This is a genomic window from Aureivirga marina (assembly GCF_015767265.1).
Lineage (GTDB): Bacteria > Bacteroidota > Bacteroidia > Flavobacteriales > Flavobacteriaceae > Aureivirga > Aureivirga marina.
On sequence record NZ_JADPIB010000001.1, the window covers coordinates 833,519 to 847,841 of the forward strand.

At 30.0% G+C, this 14,323-nt stretch carries 11 protein-coding genes; 5 read left to right on the forward strand and 6 right to left on the reverse strand.

The window, feature by feature from the left end; all coding sequences use genetic code 11:
* Nucleotides 1–43 precede the first annotated feature (43 nt).
* The 3 genes from I1A51_RS03830 to trhO all read right to left on the reverse strand — a co-directional run bounded on the left by I1A51_RS03830 (nt 44) and on the right by trhO (nt 2,689).
* Nucleotides 44–274, reverse strand: a complete 231-nt coding sequence (locus tag I1A51_RS03830; RefSeq protein WP_196885708.1) for a ferredoxin — start codon at nt 272–274, stop codon at nt 44–46.
* Nucleotides 274–1,515 carry a peptidase U32 family protein gene (locus I1A51_RS03835; protein WP_196885709.1) on the reverse strand — a complete coding sequence of 414 codons (1,242 nt, stop codon included), beginning with the start codon at nt 1,513–1,515 and terminating at the stop codon, nt 274–276. Before I1A51_RS03835 ends, I1A51_RS03830 begins: the two co-directional genes overlap by 1 nt.
* A 142-nt stretch (nt 1,516–1,657) precedes the next feature.
* Nucleotides 1,658–2,689 carry an oxygen-dependent tRNA uridine(34) hydroxylase TrhO gene (gene trhO, locus I1A51_RS03840; RefSeq protein ID WP_196891270.1) on the reverse strand — a complete coding sequence of 344 codons (1,032 nt, stop codon included), beginning with the start codon at nt 2,687–2,689 and terminating at the stop codon, nt 1,658–1,660.
* A 296-nt stretch (nt 2,690–2,985) separates the two neighbouring features.
* Between trhO and I1A51_RS03845 the strand changes: the two genes are divergently transcribed.
* The 3 genes from I1A51_RS03845 to I1A51_RS03855 all read left to right on the forward strand — a co-directional run bounded on the left by I1A51_RS03845 (nt 2,986) and on the right by I1A51_RS03855 (nt 6,892).
* Nucleotides 2,986–5,358: an efflux RND transporter permease subunit gene (locus I1A51_RS03845; RefSeq protein ID WP_196891271.1), complete on the forward strand. Its 2,373-nt coding sequence runs from the start codon at nt 2,986–2,988 to the stop codon at nt 5,356–5,358.
* A 101-nt stretch (nt 5,359–5,459) separates the two neighbouring features.
* Nucleotides 5,460–6,242 carry a hypothetical protein gene (locus I1A51_RS03850; RefSeq protein WP_196891273.1) on the forward strand — a complete coding sequence of 261 codons (783 nt, stop codon included), beginning with the start codon at nt 5,460–5,462 and terminating at the stop codon, nt 6,240–6,242.
* Between the two features lie 35 nt (nt 6,243–6,277).
* Complete coding sequence (locus I1A51_RS03855) at nt 6,278–6,892, forward strand: deoxynucleoside kinase (protein WP_196891274.1); 615 nt, start codon at nt 6,278–6,280, stop codon at nt 6,890–6,892.
* Between the two features lie 67 nt (nt 6,893–6,959).
* On the opposite strand, the gene I1A51_RS03860 is transcribed toward I1A51_RS03855, so the two are convergent.
* Together I1A51_RS03860 and I1A51_RS03865 are read right to left on the reverse strand one after the other, a co-directional pair.
* Entirely contained in the window at nt 6,960–7,403 is a 444-nt protein-coding gene (locus I1A51_RS03860; RefSeq protein ID WP_196891276.1) for a hypothetical protein, read from the reverse strand.
* A 74-nt stretch (nt 7,404–7,477) separates the two neighbouring features.
* Nucleotides 7,478–8,539, reverse strand: coding sequence for an endonuclease/exonuclease/phosphatase family protein (locus tag I1A51_RS03865; protein WP_196891278.1), 1,062 nt, complete (start codon nt 8,537–8,539; stop codon nt 7,478–7,480).
* 186 nt (nt 8,540–8,725) lie between these two features.
* Here I1A51_RS03865 and I1A51_RS03870 point away from each other — a divergent pair, with 186 nt between their 5' ends.
* Both I1A51_RS03870 and I1A51_RS03875 read left to right on the forward strand, forming a co-directional pair.
* Nucleotides 8,726–11,482 (forward strand): TonB-dependent receptor, encoded by a 2,757-nt coding sequence (locus I1A51_RS03870; RefSeq protein WP_196891279.1) that lies wholly within the window; start codon nt 8,726–8,728, stop codon nt 11,480–11,482.
* Between the two features lie 10 nt (nt 11,483–11,492).
* Complete coding sequence (locus I1A51_RS03875) at nt 11,493–12,815, forward strand: DUF5689 domain-containing protein (protein ID WP_196891281.1); 1,323 nt, start codon at nt 11,493–11,495, stop codon at nt 12,813–12,815.
* Nucleotides 12,816–12,897: 82 nt separating this feature from the next.
* Here the strand turns inward: I1A51_RS03875 and pyk are convergent, their stop codons facing one another.
* Complete coding sequence (pyk, locus tag I1A51_RS03880) at nt 12,898–14,322, reverse strand: pyruvate kinase (protein WP_196891282.1); 1,425 nt, start codon at nt 14,320–14,322, stop codon at nt 12,898–12,900.
* Between the last annotated feature and the right edge of the window lies 1 nt (nt 14,323).

Consider the following 14,323-nt stretch of genomic DNA (forward strand, 5'->3'; position numbering starts at 1 on the left):
AAAATCATAAACCCTTATCCTATAAATCTTATTTATTTCAAAACTATATCTGTTTAACATCAATGATGTTTACTGGACAAGCTTCTTTTGCATTTTCAGCATCATTGTAAATAGTATCGTCAGGTGATTTAATTGTAAAAAATCCTTTTTTCTCCTTTGAATGAAGTAAAACCGATTTTCCGTCTTTTTTTGACATTTGAAATTGTAATGGAGCTAATTCCACACAATAATTACAACCGATGCATTTATTTCTTTGTAAAGTGATAATTACCATTATGCTTCTACAATTTTATAAAGTTTATCTGAAGGACGAATTCTGAAATCCATTTTCATTGTAAAAGATTGTCCTTTTGTAGCAACATCTCCTTCTTTATCCTCCACATACATGCTTTCTACTTTCATCTCTTGCGCTCCAGTAGTTGGTCCAGTAATTAAGATTGTATCTCCAACTTTTACATCATAAGCCTCAATCTTAAATTCTCCAATATTTGCTTTCGGGAAATAGTGAACACCTTTTCCTAAATAAACTTTCTTTTGCGTTGCATGCGATCCAGAACCTTTACTCCATTCTCCAAGTTTTTGTCCTAAATAATATCCACTCCAGAAACCTCTGTTGTAAACTTTCTTCAACTCTTCCATCCAAGCTTCTACTTTTTCTTGGCTGTAAGTTCCATCATAAATACTATCAATCGCTTCACGGTAACATTTAATCACTTTAGCAACATATTCTGGAGCTCTTCCTCTTCCTTCGATTTTTAAAACTTTAATTCCAGAATCCACAATCTGATCTAAGAAATCCATCGTACATAAATCTTTTGGAGACATGATGTATTCATTGTCTAATTCCATTTCAGTACCAGTTTCCTGATCGATTACTGTATATTTTTTACGACAATTTTGCTTACAAGCACCTCTGTTTGCTGATGAATTATGAGAATGTAAACTCATGTAACATTTTCCAGAAACTGCCATACATAAAGCTCCATGTCCGAAAATTTCAACTTCTAATAAATTTCCTGAAGGCCCTTTGATTTCTTCTTTTGCAATTTGTTCCGTGATTTTCTTTACCTGACGTAAACTCAACTCACGACTCATAACCACAGTATCTGCAAACATTGCATAGAATTTTACTGTTTCAATGTTTGTAATATTAATTTGCGTAGAAATATGTACTTCCATTCCTTCTGCTCTTGCCATCGCAATTACTGCTTGATCCATCGCAATTACAGCTGTAATATCTGCTTCCTTCGCTCTTTTGATTAATGTTTTTACAATAGATAAATCGTGATCGTAAATAATCGTATTTAATGTCAAATACGTACGAACTCCTTTTTCTTTACATCTTTGCGAAATTTCTGGTAAATCATCTAATGTAAAGTTAATTGAAGCTCTTGCTCTCATATTTAATTGTTCTACACCAAAATAAATAGAGTCTGCACCATTATCTAAAGCCGCCTGTAAAGATTCAAAATTTCCCGCAGGAGCCATTAATTCTATTTTCCCAGATTGTGTCATGTTTTCCTAAACTTTTATCCGTTGTGGATTTTATTTTTAATTAAGCTTTTAAAAAAAAACCTAAATGTTATTTTTTGATTTGTTTGAGAGAAGTGTATTTCTTTTTAATTAAAAATACACTTCAATTTTTTAAAAAAAGAAATTACTTTTTGAATTTCAATGCTTCTGAGCGTCCTTTTTTAAAGATTTTATTGCTATTAGCCTTTCCTTTTCGAAGTTCTTTTTGTTTTTCTAAAGGAAGTTGAACAATTTCTTGACATTCTGAAGAACAACAATTATCCATTTTTTCAGCACAAGAAGGACATTGAATGAAAAGTAAATGACAAGCATCATTTGCACAGTTTGTGTGAACATCAAAAGGTTCTCCGCACTGATGACAAGATGCAATCACATCTTCTGAAACTTTTTCAGCTCTTCTTTCATCAAAAACAAAATTCTTTCCGATGAATTTATTCTCTAAGCTCTCCGTTTTAATCTGACGAACATATTCGATAATTCCACCTTCTAACTGAAAAACATTTTTAAAACCTTTATGTTTAAAATATGCACTTGCTTTTTCACAACGAATTCCACCAGTACAATACATCACAAGATTTTTATCTTCTTTGTGTTCTTTTAAATCATCTTCGATAATTGGTAAAGATTCACGGAAAGTGTCCACATCTGGAGTAATTGCACCATCGAAATGACCAATTTCACTTTCGTAGTGATTTCTCATATCCACTAAAACCGTGTTTTCATCATCTAAAAGTTGGTTGAATTCTTTTGCAGAAACATGTGTTCCGATAGAAGTAACATCAAAGGATTCATCATCCAATCCGTCCGCAACAATTTTATCACGAACTTTAATCGTCAGTTTTAAAAACGATTTGTTGTTTTGTTCAATAGCAACATTCAAGCGAATGTTGTTTAAAAAAGAAATACTATAAAGTTGATCTCTTAATTTTTCAAAATTTTCGGCTGGAACAGAAATTTGTGCATTGATTCCTTCATAAGAAACATAAGTTCTTCCAAGAACATCAAGCTTTTCCCATGCTACAAATAATTCATTTCTGAAAATCGTTGGATTTTCAATTTTATGATATTGGTAGAATGAAATCGTGATACGATCTTTTCCAGCTTTATCTATTAATAAAGCGCGTTCATCTGCGCTTAACTTATTGTACAGTTGCATGCTATACTTTTTTCGTTAAACATCAAAATTTTTGCAAAAGTACGATTTTTAAATTAATTCAAAACTTAAAAATCTAATTTATCTGTTTTCAAAAACGATAAAAAAGACTGATTTTAAACAATTTATTAAAAGATTTGACGCTCATTCTGTTAAATTTCTTATAGTTCTTAAGAAACCATGAAAATCTGTTCATAGAATTTGTTATGATAAGTTAATATTAAATCTCTGTTATTTTATATTTAAACTTAGCCAAGAATAAATGTGCGAATTTCATACCTTTGCGAAAATTTTTTAAAATGGGTTTTTGGAATAAAGCAGCACGTATCATAATTAAAGACGGTAGATTCGTCATTCTTGGGATTATTGCAATCATCACTTATCTTCTAGCTTCACAAATGCAGTATATGCGTTTTTCACACACAGAAGCAAATCTTTTACCAACAGATCATGAAGCAAATATTAAGTATGATAAATTTCTTGAAGTTTTTGGAGAAGAAGGAAATTTAATCATTTTAGCGACGAATGATTCGACAGTTTTTACACCAGAAAAATTTAAAGCTTGGAATGAATTATCTAGAAAATTAGCCAGCTATAAAAAAGAAGTAGATTTTGCTATTTCGCTTGGTGATATTCAAAAATTAGTAAAAGATCCAGAAAGTAAAACGTTTAAACTAGAGCCTCTTTACAAATTAGAACCAAAAACCAAAGAAGAAATTTTAGAGGTTAAAAAAGCACTTTTTGATAGTTTACCTTTTTATGATAATATTCTTTTTAACAAGAAAACAGGAACAATTCGAACTGCTTTATATTTAAATAAAGAAATTATAAACACACCAATTCGTAGAGATTTTGTCTTTGAAGATTTAAATCCATTGGTGGAAAAATTTGAGAAAGAAACAGGAATTGATGTTCGAGTTTCGGGAATGCCATTCATTCGTACGATGAATTCACAAAATATTATTGATGAAATCGGGATGTTTGTTGGATTGGCATTATTTGTAACAGCATTTATCTTTTTCCTATTCTTTAAATCGTTTAGAGCAACTTTTATTACACTTTTAGTTGTAAGTATTGGAGTTGTTTGGGCATTTGGATTTATTGGTTTATTCCGTTATGAAATTACGGTTCTTACAGCTTTAATTCCACCATTAATCATTGTAATTGGAGTTCCGAATGCGATTTTCTTGATTAATAAATACCAACAAGAAATTAAAAAACACCGTAACCAAGCGAAGTCTTTACAACGTGTAATTTCTAAAATTGGAAATGCAACGTTGATGACAAACGTTACGACAGCTTCAGGTTTTGCAACATTTATTTTTACAAAAAGTCAACTTTTAAAGGAATTTGGTATCATTGCTTCGATTAATATTTTATCAATATTCATTTTAGCATTATTAATTATTCCTATTATTTATAGTTTCCTTCCACTTCCAAAAGAGAAACATTTAAAACATTTAGATCGAACTTGGATTGAGAAAATTGTGGATTGGATGGAAAACATGGTTAGACATCACAAATTCACAATTTATGCGAGTTCTGTTGGATTAATCATTTTCAGTATCATTGGAATGTATATGATTCGTGTTTCTGGTAGTTTGATTGAAGATATGCCAAAAGGAAAGCAATTCTACAAAGATATTGTGTTTTTTGAGCAGGAATTTGGAGGAATTATGCCTTTGGAAATTGTAATTGATACAAAGAAACCAAATGGTGTAATGAAACTTTCAACACTAAAAAGGATTGAAAAATTAAATGAAACAATTCATGATATTCCAGAATTATCAGAGCCAATTTCTGTAAATAAATTAGTGAAATTTTCAAAACAAGCTTTCTATAATGGAAATCCAAAATACTATCAATTACCAAATTCACAAGAGAAAAACTTCATTTTGAGTTATGCTAAAAATTCGGGTGGAGAAACAAATATGTTAGAGAATTTTGTGGATTCTACTGGACGTTATGCGCGTATCACTACATTTATGAAAGACATTGGTACGGAGAAAATGGAACGAATTGAAGAAGTATTATATGCAAAAATCAAGAAAGAATTTCCAGAGTCAAAATACAATGTAAGTATGACCGGGAAAGCTTTAGTTTTCTTGAAAGGAACAAATTATTTAATTAACAATTTGGTCTTATCACTTTCATTAGCAATTGTTTTAATTGCTTTATTTATGGCATTTATGTTCCGTTCATTTAAAATGATTATTATTTCTATTTTACCAAATGTTTTCCCATTATTAATCACAGCAGGATTGATGGGATATTTAGGAGTTCCAATCAAACCTTCAACAATTTTGGTATTTAGTATTGCATTTGGAATTTCAGTGGATGATACAATTCATTTCTTGGCAAAATATCGTCAAGAATTACAAGCAAACAATTGGAAAGTAAAGAAATCTGTATATGCAGCTTTACGAGAAACTGGAGTAAGTATGTTTTATACTTCTGTTGTATTATTCTTCGGATTCTTAGTATTTGTAGTTTCAAGTTTTGGAGGAACGATTGCTTTAGGAGGATTGGTTTCTGTGACACTTTTATTTGCAATGGTTTCTAACTTACTTTTATTACCATCTTTATTACTTTCATTAGAATCAAAGATTGCAAATAAAAGAACTTTCAAAAAACCAGCAATTCCAATTATTCCAAAAGAAGAAGACAAGTAAATTACTAGTTTTTATATTATAGAAAATCCCGACACATATCATTTTTGTCGGGATTTTTCGTTTCATTACAAATAGAATCTTTGTATTTTAGATAAATTTCAATGCACATTATGTTTCAAAAAACACTTATTTTTTTTGTTTTAATTTTTAGCCAAATTGGTTTTGCACAAATTGCTGTTACCTTAGAAAAAGAAATTCCTTTAGAAGCTTCTGATTTTATTGGAATTGATGCTTTTGATAATATTTATTATACACAGAATAATGTTTTATATAAGAAAACGTCCACACAAACTCTTTCTTACACAAACATTAATTTAGGAGAATTATCTTCTGTAGATATTACAGATCCGACGAAAATTGTACTTTTTTACAAAGATTTTTCAAGTGCAGAAATCTTGAATAGAAATTTAATTAGAATAGAAACCATTGAGTTTTTAGATTTAAATGTTTCTTTTTTGCGAAAATCTGTGGATTCATATTTTTGGATATTTTCAGATGTAACACAGAAAGTTTATCTGTATGATTATCGATTAAAAAGAATTGTTCAAGAGACAGAAATTATTCGAAATTCCAATATTGAAAAAATGTATTCTACTTTTAATTTTTGTTGGTTAATAACGGAAGAAAAAACCATGTTAAAAGTCGATTCTCAATTGAATATTTTACCTGTGTTTGATAAAGTTCCTGTTTCAAAAATTTCAGGTAATAATAACCAGCTAGCAATCAAATCTGAAAATACATTTTACCAATTAACTTCGGATAAAAACCTAAAAAAAATCGACGTTTCTGCAAAAGGAATTTATGATTTTTATCTAAATGAAAATTATCTATATATTTTTGAAAGAAAGCGAATTAAAATCTATAAAATTTCAAAAAATGATTAACTTTATCGCTCAAATTTTATTCGAAAAAATAGATTATGCACGTAGCAATTGCTGGAAATATTGGAGCAGGTAAAACTACGCTAACCAGAATGTTAGCGAAACATTATAATTGGGAACCACATTTTGAATCAGTTGAAGAAAATCCATATTTAGATGACTTTTATGGAGAGATGGAGCGTTGGTCTTTTAATTTACAAGTTTTTTTCTTGAATAGCCGTTTTCGTCAAGTTTTAGATATTCGTGAAAGTGGAAAACAAATTATTCAGGATAGAACTATTTATGAGGATGCACATATTTTTGCGCCAAATTTACATGCGATGGGATTGATGACAAATAGAGATTTCAGCAATTATGAATCATTATTTGAATTGATGGAAAGATTAGTTTCTCCACCAGATTTACTGATTTATTTAAGAGCTTCTATTCCTACTTTAGTTGGTCATATTCACAAAAGAGGACGTGATTATGAAAACTCGATTAGTATTGATTATTTAAGTAGATTAAATGAAAGATATGAAGCGTGGATTTCTAAATATGATAAAGGAAACTTATTAATTATTGATGTTGATAATTTAAATTTCATCGATAAAGAAGAAGATTTAGGATTTATCATTGACAAAATTGATGGGCAAATTAATGGTTTATTTTAAACAAAAAACCATTTAAAAATAAAGGAATCCAGAAACGAAACTTTCTGGATTTTTTTATGCTTAAATTTTACTCTTTAATAATAGATTCGATTTTCGAAATATGTGTTTCTCTATAGCCATCATATCCCCAAACTAGTTGATTTCCTTTGTAAAGATTAAAGATTGGAAAGAATTTATTAGAAAAAATAGAAGCATCTTTCGGATTGATAAACAAATAAGAATCCATATATCTTGCATGATATCTTTTAATTGTATGTTCATTTCCGAATTCTGCAACTACAATTTTTAGATTATCCGAATGTTTGAACTTTTGTAATGCTTTCATCGCTGCATTACAATAACCACAACCCAAACCAGAAGTCATAATTAAAGTATATTTTTTCTCTTTAAGTAAATATTCTTTTTTCGGATTTAAAACTTTTACTTCACTATAATTTGGAATATATTCTATTGTTTTACAAGAAGCAAAGAATAGAATTAATAAAAAATAAAGAATGGTATTTTTCAACATAAAAACTTATTTAAAAAAGAAAACCTATTAGACGTAAAATCTAATAGGTTCTTATATTTTATATGAATATTTAATTAATCTTCAATTTCTTTAATTAAGTAAACATAAACAGGATAGTGATCACTATATCCTCCAGTATAATTATTGAATGAATAACTTCTGAAAGGATATCCTTTATATCTACCTTTAGAATTTGTTAAATAACTTGGATTAAAGATTCCTGCTTTGTAGAAAGAATAATCATCGAAATCTTTTCCTTCAGGAATTAAGCTTCCAGAAATAATAATTTGATCAAATAAATTGATATTATCTCTATATCCTAAAGTACTCATTCCTTGTTCGTACATTTTATAGAAAGGATTGTATAAATCTTCTTCATCATCTACTTTTTTAGATTTTTGAGCACCTAAAACATTTTTGATACTTTTATTATTAGGATCATCATTGAAATCACCCATAATCATAATTTTTGCATCTTCTTCATCTTCGTAGATTTCATCGATAATTTTCTTCGTTAATGCAGCAGCTTTTTCTCTTAATGGACTACTTCTTTTTTCACCACCTCTTCTCGATGGCCAGTGATTAACGATCACGTATACTAGTTCGTCATCTAAATACCCTTTTACTAGCAATTGATCTCTCGTATAAATTCTTCTCCCATCATCTCCCCATAATTTTAATTCATAATTTTTATAATCTACAGGAGAAAAATATTTCTTTTGATATAAAAGAGCAACATCTACACCTCTTCTATCAGGAGAATCAAAGTGAATTACTCCATAATTTTTTCTTTTAAGTCTTTTAGAATTTGCTAAGTCTTCAAGTACTTCTTTATTCTCAATTTCAGCAACTCCAAGTAATACAGGGCTATTTTTTGCTTTCTCTCTTCCTATTTCAGAGATCACTTTCGACAATTTGTCAATTTTGTCCCAATAAACTTTAGATGTATAATGATCCTTTCCTGTAGGAGTTCTGTCATCATCATAAGTTGTAGGATTATTAATAGTATCGAAAAGATTTTCAAGATTATAAAAAGCTACAGTCCTAATAGTATACTTTTTTCCATTTTTTTGCCCAAAACCTTGCAAAGAAATTAAGCATGTAATCACATAAATAAATAAGAATTTATTTCTCATCGTCATCTAATTTTTATAATGTGATAAAATTATATATATTTTTTCAAATAGAATTTAAAAAATCATTAAAAAACACGATTCTTAAAATTTAGGAATTTGTTGTCCAATAAATTAATAAAATGTACCTTCGCCACTAGGTTTGACAAACTACGATTTGAAAATTTAATTCATGTAACGTAAAAAAAGATGAAAATCAAATTTATTACATTCAGTATCTTTTTTTGTTTCATGGTTTCTTTTATTCACGCCCAATCCATAAAGGGTACAATAATAGATAATGAAACAGACTTACCTTTAAAAGATGTACAACTTTCCATTAAAGGATTAACAAAACTTCACAGAACGAATGATGAAGGAGAATTTGAAATCAAAGAAGTTCCTGTAGGGAATCATGTATTGATTATTAATTATGATGACTATCTAAATCAAAACATTCCGTTTGCAATCAAAGCTGATAATGAGTCACTTGATTTCGGAATTATTGTTTTAGAGAGAAATGTTGAAGATGATAATGACCTTAGTGTTATTACTTTGACCGAGGATGATTTGGATGAAAATGGAAGTGGAGGAACTGAAAATATTTCAGGATTACTTCAATCATCTAGAGATGCCTTCTTACAAGCTGCCGCTTTCAATGTTGGACAAGCAAGATTTAGAGTAAGAGGTTATGATTCTAATCAAGGAACAGTTCTTATCAACGGTATCGAAATGAACAAACTTTATGATGGTAGACCACAGTGGAACAACTGGGGAGGTTTAAATGATGTTTTTAGAAACCAAACTTATATTAACGGTTTACAACCATCAAGCCAAATTTTTGGAGGAGTTTTAGGAGTTTCTAGTTTTGATACAAGAGCTTCTTCTTACAGAAAGCAAGTTAGATTATCAGCATCTTCATCAAACAGTAATTATGTAGGAAGAGCGATGGCTACTTATTCTACAGGAATGCAAAGTAACGGATGGGCTTTAGCTGTTTTAGGTTCTAGAAGATTTGCTGAAGAAGGTTATTTTGAAGGTTCTTATTATGATGCTTGGAGTGCTTTTATCGCAATTGAAAAAAGAATTTCAGACAATCATAGCTTAAACTTAACTGCTTTTATGGCGAAGAATAAAAGAGGAAAATCTTCACCAAATACGCAAGAAGTTTATGATTTAAAAGGATATCAATACAATTCTTATTGGGGAGAACAAGATGGTGAAAATAGAAACTCAAGATATAGAGATATTAATGAGCCAACGTTTATTTTAAGTCACTATTGGGATTTATCAGAAACTTCTTCTTTAAACACAAATGTTGCTTACCAATTTGGATATATTGCTAACAGTAGATTAGGAAATTTCAACGCTGATAATCCAGATCCAACGTATTATAAAAAACTTCCAAGTTATTATTTAAGAGATGAAAATAATCCTGATTATGCAAATGCATATTTGGCTTATGAAAACTTCACAAACGACGGTCAAGTTGACTGGAATGAATTATACGAAGTGAACTTAAATAGATACGATTTAAATGGAAATCCATTAGAAAATTCTCTTTACTATTTATATGAAGATAGAACAGAAGATAACTTATTCTCTGCTTCATCAATCTTCAACTCTTCAATCACAGAAGATATCATTTTAGATGCTGGTGTTCGTTATAAAAACTTAACATCAAATAACTTTGCTGAAATGGTAGATCTATTAGGAGGATCTTATTTCTTAGATTATGATCAATTTGCAGAAGGAAATAAGAAACAGTCAGACCTTAATAATCCTGATAGAAAAATTTATATAGGAGATAAATTTAACTATAACTACGAATTAACGGCTTCAACGTTAAATACATTTGCACAATTCCAATTCCAATATAACAAAGTAGACTTCAATATTTCTGGTAGCTATACAAACACTTCATACCAAAGAGATGGTTTATACAAAAACGGAACATTTGAAAATATTTCTTTTGGAAAAGGTGAAAAGCAAACTTTCAATGACTTTGGTGTAAAAGCTGGAGCAACATTAAAACTTACAGGAAGACATTTAGTATTAGTGAACGCTGGATATTTGACACAAGCTCCTTATATCCGTAACACTTTTGCAAACGTAAGAGTAAACAACACAATCATTCCTAATGTTGATAGTGAGAAAATCATGACAGGGGATTTAAGTTATATCTTTAGAGCACCTAAATTTAAAGGACGTTTAACAGGATATTATACTAAATACCAAGATGCAATTGAAACTTCTTTCTTCTTTGCACAAGGATTAAGAGGAGATGATTCTGATTTCGTATCTGAAATGTTAACAGGAGTTGATAAAAAACACATGGGACTTGAGTTATCATTAGAATATGATGTTACTTCAACTATCAAAATTAAAGGAGCTGCTGCTGTTGGACAATACACTTATGACAACAATCCAAACTTATACTTACAATCTTCAAGTGCTGAACCATTAGTTGACTATGGTAAAAGTTATTTAAAAGATTATAGATTAAGTAATGGACCACAAAATGCATTCTCTTTAGGATTTGAATATAGAGACCCAGATTATTGGTGGGTTGGAGCAAATGCAAACATCATTTCAAATAATTATTTAGATGTAGCTCCTATCTTAAGAACTGAGAACTTCTTCTTAGATTCAGAAGGATTACCATTCAATGATATCGATTTAGATGAAGCAAAAGAATTATTAAGACAAGAGAAGTTTGATACTGCTTTCTTAGTAAATCTTCAAGGAGGAAAATCTTGGAAAATAAACCAATATTATGTTGGTGTATTTGCAAGTATCAACAACGTATTAGGAGAATTATATAAGTCTGGTGGTTTCGAACAATCAAGAAACGCAAATTATCAAAGATTAAAAGAAGATAAAAGTAGACAAACTCCATTATTCGGACCTAAATATTGGTACGGATATGATACAACGTATTTTTTAAATGTTTATGTAAGATTTTAAATAAAATAAAATGAAAAAATTATTTTTATTATTAAGTTTAGGATGTTTATTTGCTATTTTTCAAACATCTTGTGTGAACGACGATGATTATTCAGTTCCGACGATAGTAGACCCAAGTATTGATATAGAACCAAATATTACTTTAGCAGGTGTAAAACAAATGTACACTGGTTCATTAATTGAATTCGGTGCAGATTCAGAATTAATCTTTGAAGCTTATGTAGTTTCTAGTGATGAATCTGGAAATATTTATAAAACAATATACTTACAAGATGATCCAACAGATCCAACTGAAGGAATCACAATTAGTGTAGATGCAACAGATACTTACGTAAAATATAATGTAGGTAGAAAAGTATATGTAAAATTAGCTGGATTATACATGAACTCTTTAAATGGAGTTTTAACAATTGGAGGATTAAATGGAAGTGACGTTGGAAGAATTTCTGAATTCACTTATGAAGATCACTTAGTAAGATCTCCAGAAACGATGACTGTTACTCCTAAAGAAGTTACTTCTGCTGACTTCTCTCCTGCTTTACATGGAATTTTAATTAAATTAAATGACAGACAATTAATCGAAAGTGAATTAGGATCTGCTTATGCAAACTATGATAATACTTTCTCTGTAAACAGAACGATCGTTAGTTGTTCTGGTGGAGAAAATATCGTAATGAGAAATAGTGGATTTGCTTCTTTCAAATCTGAAACTTTCCCAGAAGGTAGAGGATCTGTAGTTGCTATCTTTAGTGCTTTCAACAGTACTAACCAATTATTCATTAGAGGAACACAAGACGTTCAGTTTACTGAAAACAGATGTGATCCTTTATTTAGCGAAGACTTTAGTGATGTTGTTAACAATGAAGCTATTAATTTACCAGGATGGCTTAACTTTACACAAGCTGGTTCTAGAAACTGGAATGGTGGTGAATTTAACGATGTAAAATATGCTAAATTCTCTCCATTTAACTCAGGAGAAGCTGAAAACATCGGATGGTTAATTACTCCAGCAATCGATTTAAGTTCTACAACTTCACCTATTTTAACTTTTGAAACTGCAACTGCTTTTGCTGTGGATGGATTCCAACCATTAGAAGTATTAGTTTCAACTGATTTTGATGGAACTGAAGCTGGTGTTGAAACTGCAACTTGGACTGCTTTAAGTGCTGACTTAGCTGGACCTGGAAACGCTAACTATGAAATCGTTCCTTCAGGAGAAGTAAACTTAAGTGGACATATTTCAAACACTGTTTATATTGCTTATAGATATACAGGAAGTACTTCTCAAGCTCCATTAGTACAAGTTTATAATATCAAAATCTTAGAACAATAAGATTCTGAAAAGATATAAATCAAAAAAGCCTGTCAAATTCGACAGGCTTTTTCTTTTTAAAATATTTAATAAAGATTAAGTACTATTCAATCTCAGAAATTCGAAGTGTGTTCACCATTCCTTTCGCTTTTACAGGCATTGAAGTTAATGTAACTACAAAATCACCATCTTTTACAATACCTTTTTCTTTTGCAAAATTATTGATATCCTCAACTGTTTCATCTGTGCTTACTTTTCTGTCATAGAAATAAGCATTCACTCCCCAAAGTAAATTTAACATCGTTAAAATTCGCTTATTTGAAGTAAAAGTGATAATATCTGCTTTAGGTCGCCAAGCAGATATTTGGAATGCTGTATAACCAGAATTTGTCAAAGTAGCAATTGCTTTTGCATCAATTTCATCCGAAACAGAAGCTGCATGATAACAAACTGCTTTCGTTACAAAACGATTTGTTTTAATAAAAGGTGGATCTTTTGGAACTTGAATTAATGGTGAATGTTCAACTCCACGAATAATTTTAGCCATTTGCTCAATAACGGTTACAGGATATTCTCCAACAGAAGTTTCTCCAGAAAGCATTACTGCATCTGCTCCATCCATAATTGAATTTGCAACATCATTCACTTCGGCTCTTGTTGGAACTTGACTTTGAATCATACTTTCCATCATTTGCGTTGCGATGATAACAGGAATTCTAGCTTGTTTTGCTCTTTGTACTAATTTCTTTTGAAGTAAAGGAACTTTTTGCATCGGCAATTCTACTCCTAAGTCACCACGAGCAACCATTAATCCATCACAATAAGGAATTAATGCATCTAAATTTTCAATTGCTTCTGGTTTTTCAATTTTAGCTACAACAGGAATTTTAAATTGTGATTTTTCCGCAATTAATTTATGTAAAGATTGTAAATCTTCTGCCGTTCTTACGAATGATAAAGCAATCCAATCTACACCTTGCTCAATCGCAAAGTTTGCATCTTTTATATCCTTTTCTGTTAAAGCTGGTAAAGAAATATTTGTATTTGGTAAGTTTACACCTTTTTTAGATTTTAAACTTCCTCCTCTTAAAACTTTTGTTTGGACTTCATCTTCTCCATTTGTATCTATTACTTCAAAAAGAAGCTTTCCATCATCTACCAGAATATGTTCTCCTTTTTTGACATCTCTTGGGAAGTTTTGATATGTCATAAATGCTTTTTTCCCATCTCCGATACATTCATTTGTTGTGAATGTAAAAGTATCTCCTACATTTAAAACATTTTCTTTCATTGTCCCAACTCTAAGTTTAGGACCTTGTAAATCTGCAAGAATCGCAGTATTAATATTATGTTCGTCGTTTAATTCACGAATTATTTCAATATTTTTCTTTACAATATCGTAGTTTGCATGTGAAAAGTTTATTCTAAAAACATTCACACCTGCTTTGATCATCTTGAACATTGTCTTCTTATCGGAACAAGCAGGGCCTAATGTTGCTACAATTTTAGTTTTTTTTGTTGTCGGCATA